Source organism: Sedimenticola selenatireducens (genome assembly GCF_963675335.2).
Taxonomy (GTDB): domain Bacteria; phylum Pseudomonadota; class Gammaproteobacteria; order Chromatiales; family Chromatiaceae; genus Sedimenticola; species Sedimenticola selenatireducens.
The window spans coordinates 722,202-738,506 of sequence record NZ_CAXXYC010000003.1; the positions used below are offsets into that span (position 1 = coordinate 722,202).

General features: G+C 56.3%; 15 protein-coding genes. 5 read left to right on the top strand and 10 right to left on the bottom strand.

The genetic code is table 11. The features are described from left to right. Positions 1-48 precede the first annotated feature (48 nt). Positions 49-1,005, bottom strand: coding sequence for an arginase family protein (locus tag ACHZBF_RS07095; protein ID WP_029134018.1), 957 nt, complete (start codon positions 1,003-1,005; stop codon positions 49-51). A 57-nt stretch (positions 1,006-1,062) separates the two neighbouring features. Then, entirely contained in the window at positions 1,063-2,859 is a 1,797-nt protein-coding gene (locus ACHZBF_RS07100) for a hypothetical protein (protein WP_321528049.1), read from the bottom strand. Between the two features lie 583 nt (positions 2,860-3,442). Here ACHZBF_RS07100 and ACHZBF_RS07105 point away from each other — a divergent pair. The 3 genes from ACHZBF_RS07105 (at position 3,443) to asnS (ending at position 6,796) form a co-directional block, all read left to right on the top strand. Continuing rightward, a complete protein-coding gene (locus ACHZBF_RS07105) occupies positions 3,443-4,396 on the top strand; it encodes a chemotaxis protein (RefSeq protein ID WP_321528050.1) in 954 nt (317 codons plus the stop codon). Between the two features lie 72 nt (positions 4,397-4,468). After that, the gene (locus ACHZBF_RS07110) at positions 4,469-5,188 is read left to right on the top strand and encodes a hypothetical protein (RefSeq protein WP_321528051.1); all 720 of its coding nucleotides are present in this window, start codon (positions 4,469-4,471) and stop codon (positions 5,186-5,188) included. A 210-nt stretch (positions 5,189-5,398) separates the two neighbouring features. Then, the gene (gene asnS, locus ACHZBF_RS07115) at positions 5,399-6,796 is read left to right on the top strand and encodes an asparagine--tRNA ligase (protein ID WP_321528052.1); all 1,398 of its coding nucleotides are present in this window, start codon (positions 5,399-5,401) and stop codon (positions 6,794-6,796) included. A gap of 122 nt (positions 6,797-6,918) precedes the next feature. Here asnS and ACHZBF_RS07120 read toward each other — a convergent pair whose 3' ends face one another. From ACHZBF_RS07120 to ACHZBF_RS07145, 6 genes are all read right to left on the bottom strand, one after another. Next, positions 6,919-7,299 (bottom strand): hypothetical protein, encoded by a 381-nt coding sequence (locus tag ACHZBF_RS07120; protein ID WP_321528053.1) that lies wholly within the window; start codon positions 7,297-7,299, stop codon positions 6,919-6,921. 114 nt (positions 7,300-7,413) lie between these two features. Further along, complete coding sequence (locus tag ACHZBF_RS07125; protein ID WP_029134012.1) at positions 7,414-7,656, bottom strand: thioredoxin family protein; 243 nt, start codon at positions 7,654-7,656, stop codon at positions 7,414-7,416. A gap of 47 nt (positions 7,657-7,703) precedes the next feature. Next, complete coding sequence (locus ACHZBF_RS07130; RefSeq protein WP_335342956.1) at positions 7,704-8,765, bottom strand: permease; 1,062 nt, start codon at positions 8,763-8,765, stop codon at positions 7,704-7,706. 193 nt (positions 8,766-8,958) lie between these two features. Next, positions 8,959-9,507 (bottom strand): sigma-70 family RNA polymerase sigma factor, encoded by a 549-nt coding sequence (locus ACHZBF_RS07135; RefSeq protein ID WP_029134010.1) that lies wholly within the window; start codon positions 9,505-9,507, stop codon positions 8,959-8,961. Positions 9,508-9,584: 77 nt separating this feature from the next. Next, the gene (locus ACHZBF_RS07140) at positions 9,585-11,264 is read right to left on the bottom strand and encodes a FecR family protein (protein ID WP_321528054.1); all 1,680 of its coding nucleotides are present in this window, start codon (positions 11,262-11,264) and stop codon (positions 9,585-9,587) included. A 108-nt stretch (positions 11,265-11,372) separates the two neighbouring features. Further along, positions 11,373-12,140 carry an NRDE family protein gene (locus ACHZBF_RS07145; RefSeq protein WP_321528055.1) on the bottom strand — a complete coding sequence of 256 codons (768 nt, stop codon included), beginning with the start codon at positions 12,138-12,140 and terminating at the stop codon, positions 11,373-11,375. A 41-nt stretch (positions 12,141-12,181) separates the two neighbouring features. Here ACHZBF_RS07145 and ACHZBF_RS07150 point away from each other — a divergent pair, with 41 nt between their 5' ends. Continuing rightward, the gene (locus ACHZBF_RS07150) at positions 12,182-12,790 is read left to right on the top strand and encodes a DNA-J related domain-containing protein (protein WP_321528056.1); all 609 of its coding nucleotides are present in this window, start codon (positions 12,182-12,184) and stop codon (positions 12,788-12,790) included. A 113-nt stretch (positions 12,791-12,903) separates the two neighbouring features. Here ACHZBF_RS07150 and kbl read toward each other — a convergent pair whose 3' ends face one another. Both kbl and tdh read right to left on the bottom strand, forming a co-directional pair. Next, entirely contained in the window at positions 12,904-14,094 is a 1,191-nt protein-coding gene (kbl, locus tag ACHZBF_RS07155; protein ID WP_321528057.1) for a glycine C-acetyltransferase, read from the bottom strand. Next, positions 14,094-15,131: an L-threonine 3-dehydrogenase gene (gene tdh / locus ACHZBF_RS07160; protein ID WP_462691996.1), complete on the bottom strand. Its 1,038-nt coding sequence runs from the start codon at positions 15,129-15,131 to the stop codon at positions 14,094-14,096. Before tdh ends, kbl begins: the two co-directional genes overlap by 1 nt. 202 nt (positions 15,132-15,333) lie before the next feature. On the opposite strand from tdh, the gene msrP reads away from it, so the two are divergent. Next, on the top strand, positions 15,334-16,299 hold the full coding sequence (gene msrP / locus ACHZBF_RS07165) for a protein-methionine-sulfoxide reductase catalytic subunit MsrP (RefSeq protein WP_029134004.1): 966 nt from the start codon (positions 15,334-15,336) through the stop codon (positions 16,297-16,299). The last annotated feature ends 6 nt before the right edge of the window (positions 16,300-16,305 follow it).

A 16,305-nucleotide genomic window follows, 5' to 3' on the forward strand; every position in this document is an offset into this window, starting at 1 on the left:
AGTTTGACCTGATGGGTCTGGTGGAGCTGTGGAGAGTATATATCTATTTTAGGAACCAGGCGAGTTTTCGGCTGTTCCTGTTAATAACCCACGAATTGTCTGCAGCCATGCCGTGGCGATGTTCGCCCGGTTATAACCGCCACCTCCCAGTGCCAGAACCCGTCCATTGCAGACGGTCCGTGCGTATTCGCCGATCCGCTTTGCCGTCTGGTAATGCACTTCCGGGCTGAACTGCAGGTGGGTGATGGGATCACCGGCAAGACTGTCCGCACCACACTGCAGGATAATGAACTCAGGTGGATGCTGCTCCATGAATTCGGCTATTTTCGGCCAGTAGTTGAAAAAAATCTCATCCGTTGCGCCGGGCGGCATCGGGATATTCAGTTTTGTGCCTCGTGCCGGACCGCTGCCACATTCGGTTGCACTACCGGTACCTGGATAGAGGTAGCGGCCGTCTTCATGCACATCAATAAACAGCAGATCAGGGTCCTGCTCAAAGGCGTAGAAGACTCCGTCGGCATGGTGCGCGTCGATATCGATATAGAGTATCCGGTGAATCCGGTGTCGTCTGCGCAGAGCTTCAATGGCAATACCACAGTCGTTGAATACACAGAATCCGGCAGAGGATGTTCGACTGGCATGATGCAGGCCGGCGATGGGCACGAATGCCTGGGAGGCATGCTCCGACATGATCTCATTCACAGCATCCAGCACGCTGCCGACCACTACCAGCGCGGTTTCGAATATACCGGGGAACACCGGTGTGTCCATGTCCAGCATCCCCACGCCCAGATCGGACAGTTGCTGAACCCGGTGTACATATTCGGCGCTGTGGAATAGCCGTGCATCTTCGGCAGTGCCCTGAACCGGAGCCTTGACGGTGCTGAGCTTCAGCAGTGCCGATCGCTGGAAGGCTTGCCAGAAGGCGTTGAAACGGTCGGGGCCCAGTGGGTGACCTTCACCGAAACCGTATCGTGCGAGGGCTTCACCCGCGTAGACCAACATGATCGCACGTCCCGGTTAACAGTGTGGAAAGTGATTTGATGGAGAGCGTAGTAGACATTATGAAAACAGACGGCCGAGCCAAGAGCGTTTTCGCGCCTCTGGTACGGTTTCGCTTTTATGTTGTCGCAATAGTACGGGCCGCTTGATCACGCCCTTGAGGCATTGATTGCATATTTCATTGTACAGGGCACGGGACTCCTTCAGCAGCGCCTCCTTGTCGCGTACGAAATAGTCGCTGACACCGGAATTGAAGGCATCGACAATATCCTGAAATCCGGCGAAGGTCTCGGCGATCACGAACTGGGCTGATTCGTTGTTCAGAAAAACCAGTTCATCGATCATCTCCCGGAGTGATTTCTCCTTCTGCCTTTCCTGATCCATCAGTCCTTGCAGTTTAATTCTAAGAATATCGCTGAACTGTTTGAATTGAGCGATCTTCTCGTCATCAGGCACCAGGATGGATCGATCCACCACCACTTTCAGCTGGGCAATATTCTGTATCAGGTGATAGGTGGTGAGATCGGAAATCAGGCTGCGCATCTTTTCCAGTTCTATTGCACGCTCTTTGGCAACAATGGCCTTGCCGTGTGACAACAGGTTGGCGTTGGAAAAGAGAATGGAATATATCTTGATCCAACTGGCCAGTTGGGTCGGGCTCAAGGCGGTGGAGATACTGAGAGCGGACCGTTCCAGTTCAGCAAAGGGCTTGCTGGCCGCATTCTGCATTTGTCTGGTGGAGAGTTCAAACACCTCTTTCAGGCAAATCAGTTTCTCCAGGGCAATCTTGACTTTTGCCTCATGTTCTCCCGACAGCTGGTCGGCACTGGGTGCAATCTGTTTCAGGAATTCATTGGTGAAGGCCAGTTCGCCTTCGATCATGCGGTGGCGGATACGCATCTGCTCCTCTGCACAGAGGTACTCATCGACGAAGGTGGCCGCCAGTTTGCGAAGAATCGCCGGTTCATCATTGTTAATCTGTTCCAGCAGATCACTGAATATTTTTCTCGCTTTTGGCGACAATGTGTCAGAACTTTTGTATTGAAGAACATGTGAGATCTGGCTGGCAATCTTGTGATGGATTTCGTCCGGTAATAGCTGATGTTTTTTTATATATTTCAGCAGATTGATGAATGCCAGATGTAACGACACCTGAGTCGCTATGGTGGGCTCGATACCACTCGACCGGTAGTCCCAGAACAGATTGAATTCGGACGGCTCCCCTTCAGTCTCCGGGCCATTTACCTGGCTGGGCTGTTTCTCCAGCATTAACTGGACGATCTTCATCAGGTAGGGCTTGACCGAGAGGTATTTGTAATCGGTCTTCAGAAGATTATAGAGCTGGTTGAATTGGGCGTTGAGAAGCGCGGCATTTTTCAGTGGAAAATTGCTGTAAGGTTGCAGCAGGTCAGAAATGGTTCTGCGACCCTTTTCTATACGGATGAGGGCACTCTTGTATTCATCCACCAGGTCGTCAGACAGTTTCTTGTTGTCGCCATGGTCCGGGTTCTGCCGTATAGCCGTGAGGAAGTCGTCCGGCATTTTGGATGCCAGGTAGACGTCGGCGGCATCCGGGCCAAATTTTTTCCTGATCTGTTCGCCGACCTCGAAATAGTTGGCCTGGATGGATCGTTCGGCGCTGGCATTCAGGATATCTTCCAGCTCGCTGATCAGCGCGGCGGCCAGCTGCTCCTGTTTTATCGATGAGGATGACAGCTTTCCCGCGGCGAGCAGACGCCGATAGGTGGCCATATAGTCTGGGGCATTCCTGATCTGATCGACCAGGCGGATCAGCCCCAATATGTCCTGGCGGTCATACTTCTCCAGCAGTGCTGCTTGCTGTACCGATAGCTCCATAAATCTGGAATCCTCAGTTAACTGTTGTATGGCACATATAGTTTCAAGAATGTCCGATCTACCCGGCCGGAGTGTCGCTTTTTCCCGTCTAGGAGTTTGTCGGGCTTTTCCGCACCAGATCAGTGTTAAGCCCGAGAGGCGCCTGGCCTACTGTGCCCGGGGCAGCCGTGCTGACGGTAAAGAGCAATGATCCTGTATACATAGGATAGCCAGATAACGGCAATTCCCGGTTAATATTTAACGCACTGGTTCTCAATTGTTGGCCAGATAGTCCACCAACTCCAATGTCGATATGTTCATGACTGAACCTGGCCAACCCTCTATCCCGCAATGCAAGGTGTCGATGAAATAAGATGGATTGTCTTTATGTATACGAATTTAAAGGTGATCCAGATAGTTTTTATTCCTCGAATATAGGATTAATTGTTATTCAAAACAATTGATTAGAAGAAATATTTGTCGTGGTATGTATTTGACTAAAGCAATCTTCTGAGCGGCCGCTATCTTACTCAACTGGAGTTAGAACCGGGCCCTTCAGGCACAACATAACAAAGCACTTCAACCCATTGATTGGCGGTAGGTAATGGCAAATTTCATCGATTCTGTAGACAGTCGCACACAATTGGCAGGCACCAACAGGCTGGAGGTGCTGCTGTTCAGTTTGGGTCGCGACTCCGTGACTGGAAGAGAAGAGACTTTCGGCGTCAATGTCTTCAAGGTGCGGGAGGTGATGCATATCCCGGAGATTACACGTGCACCGGACATGCCCGCCTCGGTGGAGGGAATGGTCAGCCTGCGCGGCAGCATGATACCGATCATTAACCTGCCCAAATTCTGCGGAGTCAACTCCGAGCAAAAACCCAGTATTCTCATTGTCACGGAATATAACAAGAATGTGCAGGGCTTTCTGGTGCACTCGGTGGACAATATAGTGCGGCTTGCCTGGGAGGATGTGAAGGTTCCACCCAACATGATGGCCCAGCAGCACGGTGGACTGGTGACGGCTGTGACCGAGTTGACCGACAAACGCATCGTGATGATCATGGATGTCGAGATGGTACTGGCCAAGACCTCAGGGTTCGGTGAAGGTGAAGAGCTGTTTGAAGGTATCGAGAAGCTTGATCGTGATGATGTAACGGTACTTTTTGCCGATGATTCCGCCGTGGCCCGGGATCAGATTGTCAGAACCCTGAACCATATCGGCGTTAAACACCTGAGTGCGTCAAACGGCTCCGAAGCGTGGGAGAAGATCAAGGATCTGGCGGACCGGGCAGAGGCGACCGGTCATAACGTGAGTGACTATGTCCAGGTGATTCTAACCGATGTGGAGATGCCTGAAATGGATGGTTATGTATTGACCAAGAATATCAAGCAGGATCCACGACTGGCCGGTATTCCGGTCATCATGCACTCGTCACTATCCGCGGATGCCAATCAGGAGTTGGGAAAAGGTGTGGGTGCCGATGCCTATGTGCCGAAATTCCAGCCGGTCGAGCTGGCGGCCAAACTACAGGAGATTCTGAGCGGTCATCCCTGATGATGAAGGGCGGGTTGACCGCCTGGCAATTTCATCCGGACGTGGCCGGTAATTTTTGTTGGCGTATCAACGATGTTGGATTTGATTCCTGATCATCTGCGCCTGTTCGCGGTAATTGGCGGGCTGCTGCTTCTGTTGCTGCTGGTTGGCAGTCTGGCACAAAAATATGAACAGTATATGGCCGCCAAGCGTCTTGCGGTGCAACGTTTGATGGTCGGTGTTCAGCAGATCGAGGAGGCGCTGGAGAAGAGCCGGGGAGGTGGTCTGCCTTCCGGTGTTGGAAAATTACTGCGCAATGAACTCCTCGCCAGATATATTACCATTCGCCAGGTGTTCCCCAGGAAACCACACATCAGTCAGCAGGTTGTGCAGGCGGAAGAACGGGCCCGGACAGAACCGGACGGATCCACATCGGTTAATTCTGCCGCCATCACATCGGTTGATTCGCTTAATCGCTATGTCATCGGTCTGAACGAAATTTATGGGCTGCTGGATAGCCAGACCTTCGGACGTAAGTTGGCAGTTTCCGAGCGAGCCGCCTTACAGTTAAAATTAATCGACTTTCAGCTCACCGCCGCCAGCCGATATTACACCAAGGTTGCACTCGATTATGCGCAGACGGGCGAGTGGCAAAACGCCGCCAGGGCGGCGCGTGCACTGGACTCCTTTCTTCTGACAAGACCTCGAAGTAGTGCGTTGGCCTCACAGTTGCGGAATGAATCCCGGGAGCTGTTGCAGGCGATGCATGATCAACGTCTGCCAAATGAACAGCCTGCCGAAGCGGGTCGCTAGCTGGATGCCTGATACCAGCGGAACCGTATCGTCTGCTGTTTGAATTGCCGACCTTTTTTCCACCGATGTCTCCCGTCAAACTACCATGTATAATTCCGGAATCCTCTCCGGTTGGATGAACCGGTGGTACACCAGGCGCTTGTTCGTTTGCCAGGCAGCCCCCGCTGAGGTCTCTCGGGATAATACGCCCAGAACATTCGGATGATTAGCATGCACAATCGTGATATCAAATTCCTGCTCTCCGGTGGCACCGCCATCGGAAATGAAGTAACTGTTCGTGGCTGGGTGCGTTCCCGGCGGGACTCCAAGGCCGGCATCTCTTTTATCAATGTCTATGACGGCTCCTGCTTCGATACCATCCAGGCGGTGGTGCCCAGCTCCCTGCCAAATTACAGTAGTGATGTGTTGAAAATCACCACTGGCTGCGCCGTGGAAATCAGCGGGCTGCTGAGCGAGTCGGCCGGCAAGGGTCAATCCTGTGAAATCCAGGCGAGCGCGCTGTCAGTTATCGGTTGGGTGGATGATCCAGATACCTATCCCATTGCCAAGAAGCGCCACACCTTCGAATACCTGCGTCAGGTGGCCCATCTTCGCCCCCGCACCAACGCTTTTGGCGCCATCTCACGCGTACGCACGACCCTTTCAAGCGCGATCCATCGGTATTTCCATGAACGGGGATATCATTGGGTCAACACCCCGATCATCACCGCCAGTGATTGTGAAGGGGCCGGTGAGTTGTTCCGGGTCAGTACTCTGGACTTGAACAACCTGCCGCGATCCGCGGGTGGTGCAATTGACTTTGAAGGTGATTTCTTCGGCCGTGAGGCGTTCCTGACCGTCTCTGGTCAGTTGAATGCGGAGGCCTACGCACTTGCGCTGAGCAAGGTTTACACTTTCGGCCCCACCTTCCGTGCGGAAAATTCCAATACCAGCCGGCACCTGGCCGAGTTTTGGATGGTCGAGCCGGAGGTTGCCTTTGCCGATCTGAACGACAATGCCGGATTGGCCGAGGATTTCCTCAAATATATCTTCACGGCGGTGCTGGACGAGCGGCAGGACGATATGGCTTTCTTTGCCGAGCGGATCGACAAGGAGGCGATTGAACGGCTGGAGACGGTAATTCGAAGTGATTTTGAATATATGGAATACACCGATGCGATCAATATCTTGCGCAGCTGTGGAGAGTCATTCGTGTTTCCGGTCGAATGGGGGCTGGATCTTCAGTCGGAACACGAACAGTACCTGGCGGAACAGCATGTCGGGCGTCCGGTAATCCTGATGAACTATCCGGCATCCATCAAGGCCTTTTACATGCGGCTCAATGATGATGGGAAAACGGTGGCGGCCATGGATGTATTGGTGCCTGGTATTGGTGAAATTATTGGCGGCAGTCAGCGTGAGGAGCGGTTGGATGTACTGGACCGGCGAATCACCCAACTTGGCATCCAGGGGGATATGAGCTGGTATCGGGACTTGCGCCGTTACGGGACTGTCCCGCATGCCGGTTTCGGTATGGGTTTTGAGCGAGTAGTGAACTACGTGACCGGGATGGAGAATATCCGTGATGCCATTCCGTTCCCCCGCACACCCAAACATGCGCCATTCTAGCCGGTTGTGCCCTGAAGCAGTGGTCGGACTCGAAAAAGCAGGACAGGTCTTCCTTCGGTTGACCCGTCCCGGTAGTTTGTCCGGCTTTTCCGCAGTAGATCAGTGTTAAGTCCGACGGACTCCTAGCGTTCGGTCTGGTCGTTATTTGGCCCCTCACGGGCAGCGACTTGGTTTACCCATTGCTGCATAAAGATCAGCAGGACCGTGTGCAGAACCGCGAGGATGACGCCAATACTGGCGGCGATGGCCAGCGGTGGAAACGGCAGCAGGCTGGCGAACAGCAGAGAGGCGATGAAGCACCCCACCACCAGTTGACCCGAGCGGAATATGTAGCGTCGCATGAAGGGCTGCAGGTTGAGCATGTTAATCCGATGAACCCGCTCCCGTTCGCCCCGGCTGGCATGCTTCCCGGGAGCCATGCGGGGAAGTGCAAAGGGTGAAAAATAGCTGGCGACGAGCCGTATCGTCGTGCAGTCCGTCTGGTCCTTAATCACACCTGTCACGATAACTCTCCAGGAGGCGAAGACCTCCTTTCTGATTTAACTATAGTTCCGCTGGCTTCGGTTTGTCGGTGGATTGAGACTAATCGGCCCGTGACTGCGCTAGGTCAATCCGCATCAGCGGTTGTCAGCCAGCCAGCCGTCGATTGCCCCCTTCGACGGGATACCGCCGGCGTGCACCACCTGGCCATCCAGCACCACGCCCGGCGTGCTCATGACGCCGTATTTCATGATCTCACTGAGTTCCTCCACCTTCTCCAGGGTGACCTCCACCCCTGCAGCCTGGGCGGCCTCTTCAATCAACCGGAGGGTGGTCTTGCAGTTGGCACAACCGGTGCCGAGTACTTTGATTGTCTTCATTGAGATTCTCCTAATGGAAAAATTAAACGGAAACGTAGTGATCCTTGTCAGATCAGCAGATTGAACAGGTAGCCGACCACCAGGATGCCAAACGCGACCACGCCAACGAAGGTGGCGATCAGTGGCAACCTGAGCACCTTGCGCAGGATCAGCACCTCTGGTAGCGAAAGGGCGATCACGCTCATCATGAAGGCCAGGGTAGTCCCAAGGGCGGCGCCCTTGCCGATCAGTGCCTCGACCACCGGGATGATACCGGCGGCGTTGGTGTACATGGGCACGCCCATGACCACGGCGGCGGGCACCGACCACCAGGCCTCCTTGCCCATGAATGTCGCCATGAAATCCTCCGGCACGTAGCCGTGGATTGCCGCGCCGACCGCGATACCGATCAGGATATAGGGCCAGACCTTGCCCACAATCTCTTTGACATGCTGCCAGCCGGCCTGGAATCGAGCCTCCCAGCGCATGCCGGCGGTGTTAACCGGCACGTTGTTACCGGCCTGAATATCCCGCACCCAATCCTGCAGGTATCGCTCCATGCCCAACCTGCCGATCAGCAGCCCGGCAAAGATCGCCACTGCCAGTCCCAGGCCGAGATAGAGCGCGGCGACTTGCCAGCCAAACAGGCCCAGCAGCAGTGCCAGGGCAATCTCATTGACCATGGGTGCCGCAATCAGGAATGAGAAGGTGATACCCAGTGGTACGCCGGCAGAGAGAAAACCGATGAACAGTGGTACCGCCGAACAGGAGCAAAACGGGGTGACGATACCGAGTAGTGCCGCCAGCGTATTGCCCAGCCCAAGACGCCTGCCCGCCAGCAGCGCACGGGTCCGCTCGGGGGCGAAAAAAGTCTGGATGATGCCCATAAGGAAGACAATACCGATCAGCAGCAACAGTACCTTGGGGGTGTCATAGAAGAAGAAATGGATCGCCTCACCGAGATGGCTGCTGCGTGTATAGCCGGTCAGGGAGAGGATGAAATCGGCGAAGTCGGTGAGGTGGAAATAGACCAGAAACCAGAGCGGCACGGTAACCGCCAGCCCCGTCAGCCAGAAAAAAGTTCTGGATAATGGGCTTTTACGGAGTGTTTCCTGGACTGTATCGTTCACTAGCAAGGTCTCCAGACAGTATTGTCACCACAGTGGTCTTTAGCCTGAAGACGATGGCAGCGGCAGAAGGATGCAGTTTTTTTTACTATCCACCCGGGGAGGATCCTGTACCGCGAAGCACACGACTCCACGGATGGAGGAGGTAAGGCAAAGCAGGAGGCCGGATTCAAGCCGCTTGCGGGGAGACGCGGGGTTATGGCTTTGGCGTGGAGTCGGGTGGGCGCGGGGTGAAGCAGCAAACCTTGCCGTTCTCGTCGTAGCGAACCTGACAGGCAGCTTTCAAGTGTAATTTGAGACGTTTTCGCGCCCGCTGGATGCGGGACTTGGCCCCGGCGGGTGAGAGGCCCTTCAGTCGGGCATATTCGGCCTGGCTGATGCCTTCTATATCGCACAACCTGATCACTTCACTGTCCGCCGGCGACAACTCGGTGAGCGCACGTGGCAGGCACTGGCTGAGATCATCCACCACCGGTGCTTCATTGGCAGGTGATTCCGGCAGATCACCGACAATGGTTTCGTGTGCCTTGTGGGTGCGGTGGTAGTCGATCAGGCGGTTTTTTGCCACCCGGAACAGCCAGGCACGCCTGTTCTCCAGTTGGCAGAAACGGCTACCCTCTGCCAGTGCCTTGAGGAACGTATCCTGCAACAGATCCTCGGCCAAGGCCGAATCCTGCAATTGTCTGCGCAGATAGTGTCGGAGCTCAGCTTCGTGGCTGGCCCATGCGGTTATGACGCAGTTCATGCGAATTGTCACTTCTCCAGTTTCCGGCGGGAGCTCTCGAGGGAGTTGCCGGGGCAGTTAGATTATAGTCGCCGGCATCAGATCAACAGGAGACCCAGAACCCCGGTCAGGATGGTGTAGATCCAACTGTTGTCCGGTGTCGGATCAATCCGTTGTGTCGCCCCCCAGGGCCCCTCAAATCCGTCCGGCTCCACGTAGCGCACCCGGAAGTAGCGCACCTGCCCTGATACCGGTTGCAATATGAATTGCGGCTCCTGCAATGAAGCTTCCTGTAGCAGCGTCGTGAAATCGGCATCCGTCGCCAGTTGAACCTGGTAACTCTGGCCGGCAATCCCCGGACGCCAGGAGGTGGTGATGCCCGATTCAGAAATGGCCAGGCTGGTTTCAGGCTTGTCGGGTATCAGCTTGATCTCCCAGCTCCTGCTGTCGCTGACGGGCCCCTGTTCCTGATCGGTGCCGATTGAAAACAGGCGCCAGTAGTATTGGCCTGGCGCCTTGAACTCAGCTGTATCAAAAACCGTGCTGGTAATGTTCTCCCGGTCGATCAGCAGATGGTCAAATGCCGGAGTGTCGGAAATCTGCAGACGATATGCGACGGCGTCGGAGGAGTCGCTCCACTTCAGATCGGGCTGCTCTCCCCTGAATAGCTGGCCGCTGTTTGGCGACAGCGGGATCGGCGGTTGTGGCCGGGCATCCAGATTGAACTGTTGAACCTGGTTGATCCCTTCAAGGCCGATATCATCAATGCCCCGGAGCCGGAAATAGTAGCGCCCATCCGGCAGATCGGGCAGGGGGACGCGTGCGGCCGTTACCTGCTGTTGCCAGAGTGGCGAGATGAAATCCGCCTGTTGTGATATTTCCGCCCGATAACCCGCGGCGTTATCCAGGGCCTGCCAGGTGATCGGCCAGTTCAGCTGTTCAATCTTTGCCGGCAGTTCGTCGATGGTCGGGGGAGGGAGCAGTTTGCGCGGCGGCAGGGGTGGTTTGCCGGCCTCCACCCGGGTGCCGAAACTGGCCGGCAACAGCTTGGTCTGCTGTTCACCCGAGACAGCTACCTTTCCCTTCAACACTTCAAAGGTGGAAGCCTGGACCTGCTGGCTGTTGGAAAGCCGGTATTCGGTACCACGCACCGCGCTGATGGCAGAGGGCGTGTGGATCTCGAACCGGCTGCCCGGTCCGCTGGCCGGGGTAATGCGGGTATCGCTCCGGCCGTCAATCAGATGCAGGCGTGAGTCCACCATGCCGGTGTCGCCATAGGCCGAGAGGTGATCGAAGCGGATATTGCTCTCCGCGTGCAGGGTAATCAGCGACTGGTCGGCAAAACGGACCGCGACATTGCTCTCCGGTCCCGTCTCGAGCCGGTCCCCCAGGGTGATGCGGGTGCCGGGTGTGATGTCATTTTGGCGGGTTCCGTCCGGCTTGATCAGTATCGCTTCTCCTCGTACCGCAACGACCTCGGCATGCGCGGCGTTCACCCTGATCCACTTCATTGGGACCTTGACCCGGGTGCCGGGTTGCATGCGCTTGGGATTCTTGATGTTGTTGATCTGCTGGATCTGTTTCCAGTAGCCGACCTTGTACAGGTACTTCTGGCAGAAGTTCCACAGGTTATCCCCCGGCACCACGGTATAGACCCAATCCTGGGCGGAAACGCTGCCGGCGGATAACAGCAGGCAGATAAAGATCAGTCTGATCCACCCTGGATTACGTTGCCTGTCATGCTGCATGCCCATCTCCCCGGTTGCTGCTGCATCCATTAAAAAATTATTGACCTTGTTGCAATACGGACGATTTTACCTTTGGTTCTGGAAAATTACCCCCCATGACTGGAAATTTACACCTGCCATGATGTATCGAACCATCGGTCACTCAGTCACCGGTCTACCGATCCTGACCGGTGAGAACTCCGCCCGGTCCGGAGAACCATCGGCATAGAGCCAGATGGGGCGATCCTGATCCGGTGATCGGGGGAGTGCGATCAGCGAACAGGAGACCGTGGCGAATCCCATCGGCAAGTCCATGTTCATGGCGGCATGGGGATTGGCAAAATCGGTATTCATTCGCCCCGCAAGCAGCGATATCCATTCGTTCCAGGTCTGCTGTTCCGGCACGGGGGGGGCGGCTGACTGAAACAGTGGAAGCCAGAACTGGATGCGCGGATGGCTGGTGTCATCCAGCTCCCGGGAGGTGAGCATGTGCAGTCCCGGGTGAATGGTGAAATGTTCCAGTCCGCTCTCATCATCCCGGTTGCGTAGCCAGTAAGCGTTTTCTCTGTCGCCAATAAACAGGTTGAAAGCACGATAATCGCCGGTCGGCAGGGCAAGCACGGCATGCAGTGCCGCCTCTGCCGTGGGATGTTGCAGTGCCTGCAGTACCAGGTCCCCGCGACTCTTTTTATCCCTGGCCGGTCCCAGGGTCCCCTCTCGGTTCATTACCGTAGCCACCACAGCTTGCCGGTTCATGCCCAACCAGGTGCCGCCGCCCAGATGATCCAGGCCGGCCGTCACCTCCGGCTGTGCCGGCCAGTGCTGGCCGGGCGGCGAGGAAGGGCGGTCGCGCATCTCGTCGCGATTGCCGGCCAGTATCAGGGGCCAGCGATGTCCGGGTTGAAACAGGATAACCAGGGTGCACATTGTTGCATTTTCCGCATCAGGTAGGGATCTGGAGTGAAAGTATGGATAATGACGCCATGCATAACAACCCGCTGATTCCACCCATCCTTTCACTGTTGCGAATGTCACCCTCGGGGTTGAGCGAGCATGAGTTGATTAAACGGCTGCAGCAGCAGGCTGAATGCTTTTCCGGGACGGCACAAGGCGGTGATCTGGCGCTGTTTCAAAAACACTTTCTGGTGATGAATGCGCTCTATCAATTGCAGGATAAACTGCTGGAAGAGGGGCTTCTGCTGCTGATAGATCCCCTGTTAATCCGGTTTGTGGAAAGCGGGGAGGGCACCGACAGGCATGCGGCAGAGATCGCCCGGGATGAGCCGCTGCGTCGCTACTATCTGGAGTGGGACAACCTGCACCGGACTTCCGAATCCGATGTGGCTGATCTGTTGCAGGGTTTCTGGGAGCGCTATTATGCGGTGGATCGTCAGGCCGAGGCGTTGACCCTGCTCGGACTGGCCGGGTGCGAAGCGCCGTCATGGTCCACGATACAGCGCAGATACCGTCAAATGATTGCCCTTCATCATCCCGACAAGGGGGGTGATCAGGAACGCTTCATTGAGATCCGCGAGGCCTATGAACTGCTCCGACAACTCCACGCTGGCTCCGGCTAGTCCATCTTTAGCGGTGCAGGAGGCCTGTCCGTGGGCCGAATACGCAGCGACATGACTGTTACGGATGTGGCACTCACCGGGTGATCCGCCCGGTGTCGACACATCGTCGCCAATCAGATCCCCATTTCCCACTTAACCCGGCTGAAGGCCTCAATGGCGAACGCCAGGTCTTCAGGCGTGTGGGCCGCCGAGATCTGGGTACGGATACGCGCCCGCCCTTGGGGTACCACCGGATAGGAGAAGGCCACGACGTAGATCCCCTGGTCCAGCATGCGTCGGGCAAACTCAACCGCTTTTGGCGCATCATAGAGCATGATCGGGACAATCGGGTGGCTGCCTGGCAACAGGTCGAAACCGGCCTGTTCCAGGCCGTTGCGAAACAGATGGGTATTCTGCTCCAGCCGCTCACGCAGTTCACCGGAAGCTTCCAGCAGATCAAGGGCGGCGATGGCACCGGCCACCACCGGCGGCGCGACGGTATTGGAGAAGAGGTAGGGGCGTGAGCGCTGGCGCAGCAGTTCCACTATCTCCCGACGGCCGCTGGTGTAGCCGCCGCTGGCCCCGCCGAGGGCCTTGCCCAGGGTGCCGGTGGTGATATCCACCCGATCCATGCAATCGCAATGTTCATGGGTGCCGCGTCCGGTTGCGCCCACAAAACCGACGGCATGACTGTCATCGAAATGGACCAGTGCGTTGTACTGCTCTGCCAGGTCGCAAATCCGGTCCAGCTGGGCGTAATAGCCGTCCATGGAGAAGACGCCATCGGTGGTGATGAGTTTGAAGCGGGCGCCGGCGGCATCCGCCTGTCGCAGCTGCCGCTCCAGATCGGCCATGTCACTGTTTTTATAACGGTAACGCCGGGCGGGACAGAGCCGTATGCCGTCGATAATGGAGGCATGGTTGAGCTCGTCGGAGATGACTGCATCCTCATCTCCCAGCAGGGTCTCGAACAGGCCGCCGTTGGCGTCGAAGCAGGAGGGGTAGAGGATGGTGTCCTGCATGCCGAGGAACCGGCTGAGGCGTGTCTCCAGGGTCTTGTGGATGGCCTGGGTGCCACAGATGAAGCGTACAGAGGCGAGTCCATAGCCCCAGGTTTCCAGTCCCCGCGCCGCTGCATTACGGATGGCCGGATGTTGTGCGAGTCCCAGATAGTTGTTGGCGCAGAGGTTGAGGATCTCTGCGCCGCTGTTTACCGAGACATGGGTTCCCTGTGGAGAGGAGATGACCCGTTCATCCTTATACAGCCCGGCTTTATGGATCGCGTCGAGCTGCTGCTGCAAATGTTGCTGAAATTGTCCGTACATTACGCTTCCCAGTTCAATATCACTTTACCGGCCTGTCCCGACAGCATGGCGTCGAAGCCGGCCCGAAATTCGGTATAGTGGTAGTGGTGGGTGATGATGGGGGCGATATCCAGGCCTGCCTCGATCAGCACCGACATCTTGTACCAGGTCTCGTACATCTCCCGGCCATAGACTCCCTTGATGGTGAGCATGTTGAAGATCACCGTGTTCCAGTCGATCCTTGTCTCTTCGCCGACAATGCCGAGCAGGGCGATTTTGCCGCCATGGCACATGTGGCTGATCATCTGGTTGAAAGCGTCGGCATTGCCGGACATCTCCAGCCCCACATCGAAACCCTCGGTCATGTGCAGCTCCCGTTTCACATCCTCCAGGCTCTCCTTGCGCACATCCACCGTGCGATCCGCGCCCAGCCGTTGAGCCAGCTCCAATCGCCAGGGATTGACGTCGGTAATCACCACATGCCGGGCCCCGGCATGCTTGCAGACCGCCGCGGCCATGGCGCCAATCGGCCCGGCACCGGTAATCAGCACATCCTCCCCCAGCAGATCGAACTGCAGGGCGGTGTGTACCGCATTACCGAAGGGATCAAAGATGGCCGCCACATCCAGGTCGATGCCCGGGCGATGCTCCCAGACGTTGGACATGGGCAGTGCCAGGTACTCGGCGAAGGCGCCGGTTCGGTTGACGCCGATGCCGCTGGTGTGGGCGCAGAGGTGACGCCGGCCGGCCATGCAGTTGCGGCAGCGTCCGCACACCACATGACCCTCCCCGGAGACGATCTCACCCGGGCTGAAATCAATCACATTGCTGCCCACTTCGACAATTTCACCGACAAATTCATGGCCCACCACCATCGGTACCGGAATGGTCTTCTGCGCCCAACTGTCCCAGTTGTAGATATGCATGTCGGTGCCGCAGATGGCGGTGCGTTTTATTCTGATCAGCACATCGTTGATGCCGATTCCCGGCCGGGGAACCTCTCGCAGCCAGATCCCTTCCCTGGCTTCCGCTTTTACCAGCGCCTGCATTGTCGTCATGTTGAAAACCGTTGCTATCCGATATATGGGAAGTGTACGCCATCCCGGCGTCTCTGGTGTCACCCCTGTATGATGGTAGTCGGCAGTGGCCTTCTGGGCCAAATGTTATCAAATTGTGATGTTTGCACGATGTCTGGGTGAGCTGTTTTCTGCATAGTCTCTCCCATACTTATGTAAAGGCAATATCACCGGAAATACCAATATGCTGATTAAAAAGCCCGAGACTATCAAACCTTCCGAGATTACCGATCAGGCCATCTATCTGAACCGACGGCAGTTCATCCGTGACAGCGGTCTGTTGGGCATTGGTGTTGCCTCCGCGCTGGCCGGACTGCCCTGGGTGAAAAACTCCTGGGCCGAGGGAGCGACCCGTCAACCGTTTCCTGGCCGGATACAGAGTCCCTTCAGCAGCGCTGAGAAACTGACGGATTTCGATGACGCCAGCAGCTACAACAACTTCTACGAATTCGGCACCCGCAAGAGTGATCCAAAGGAGCATGCCCAAGCCTTTGTGCCCCGCCCCTGGTCGGTGGTGGTGGATGGGGCCTGTGAAAAGCCGGGAACCTATGATCTGGAGGATTTTCTGCGTCCCCATACGCTGGAGGAGCGTATCTACCGGCTGCGTTGTGTTGAGGCATGGTCGATGGTGATCCCCTGGGTCGGTTTTTCCCTGGGGGATGCGCTGAAGCGTTTCCAGCCTACCTCCAGGGCCAAATATGTGGCCTTTTATACCCTGCACGATCCGGAACGTATGCCAGGGCAGAAGCGGCGCGTATTGGAGTGGCCTTACCGGGAAGGACTGCGCATGGACGAGGCGATGCATCCGCTGGCGATGCTGGCGGTCGGCATGTACGGCGCCGAACTGCCGAACCAGAACGGTGCGCCGCTGCGCCTGGTGGTGCCGTGGAAATACGGCTTCAAAAGCATCAAGTCAATTGTCCGTATCAGCTTCACCGAGGAGCAGCCGGTTTGTACCTGGAACCAGGTACAGCCGTCGGAATACGGTTTCTACTCCAATGTGAATCCGAACGTGGATCATCTGCGCTGGAGCCAGAAGAAGGAGCGGCGCATCGGCAACTGGCTGAAGCAGGAGACCCTGATGTTCAACGGCTATGCCGATCAGGTGGCGTCGCTTTATAGCGGCATGGATCTGAAAAAATATTTTTAATCGGGA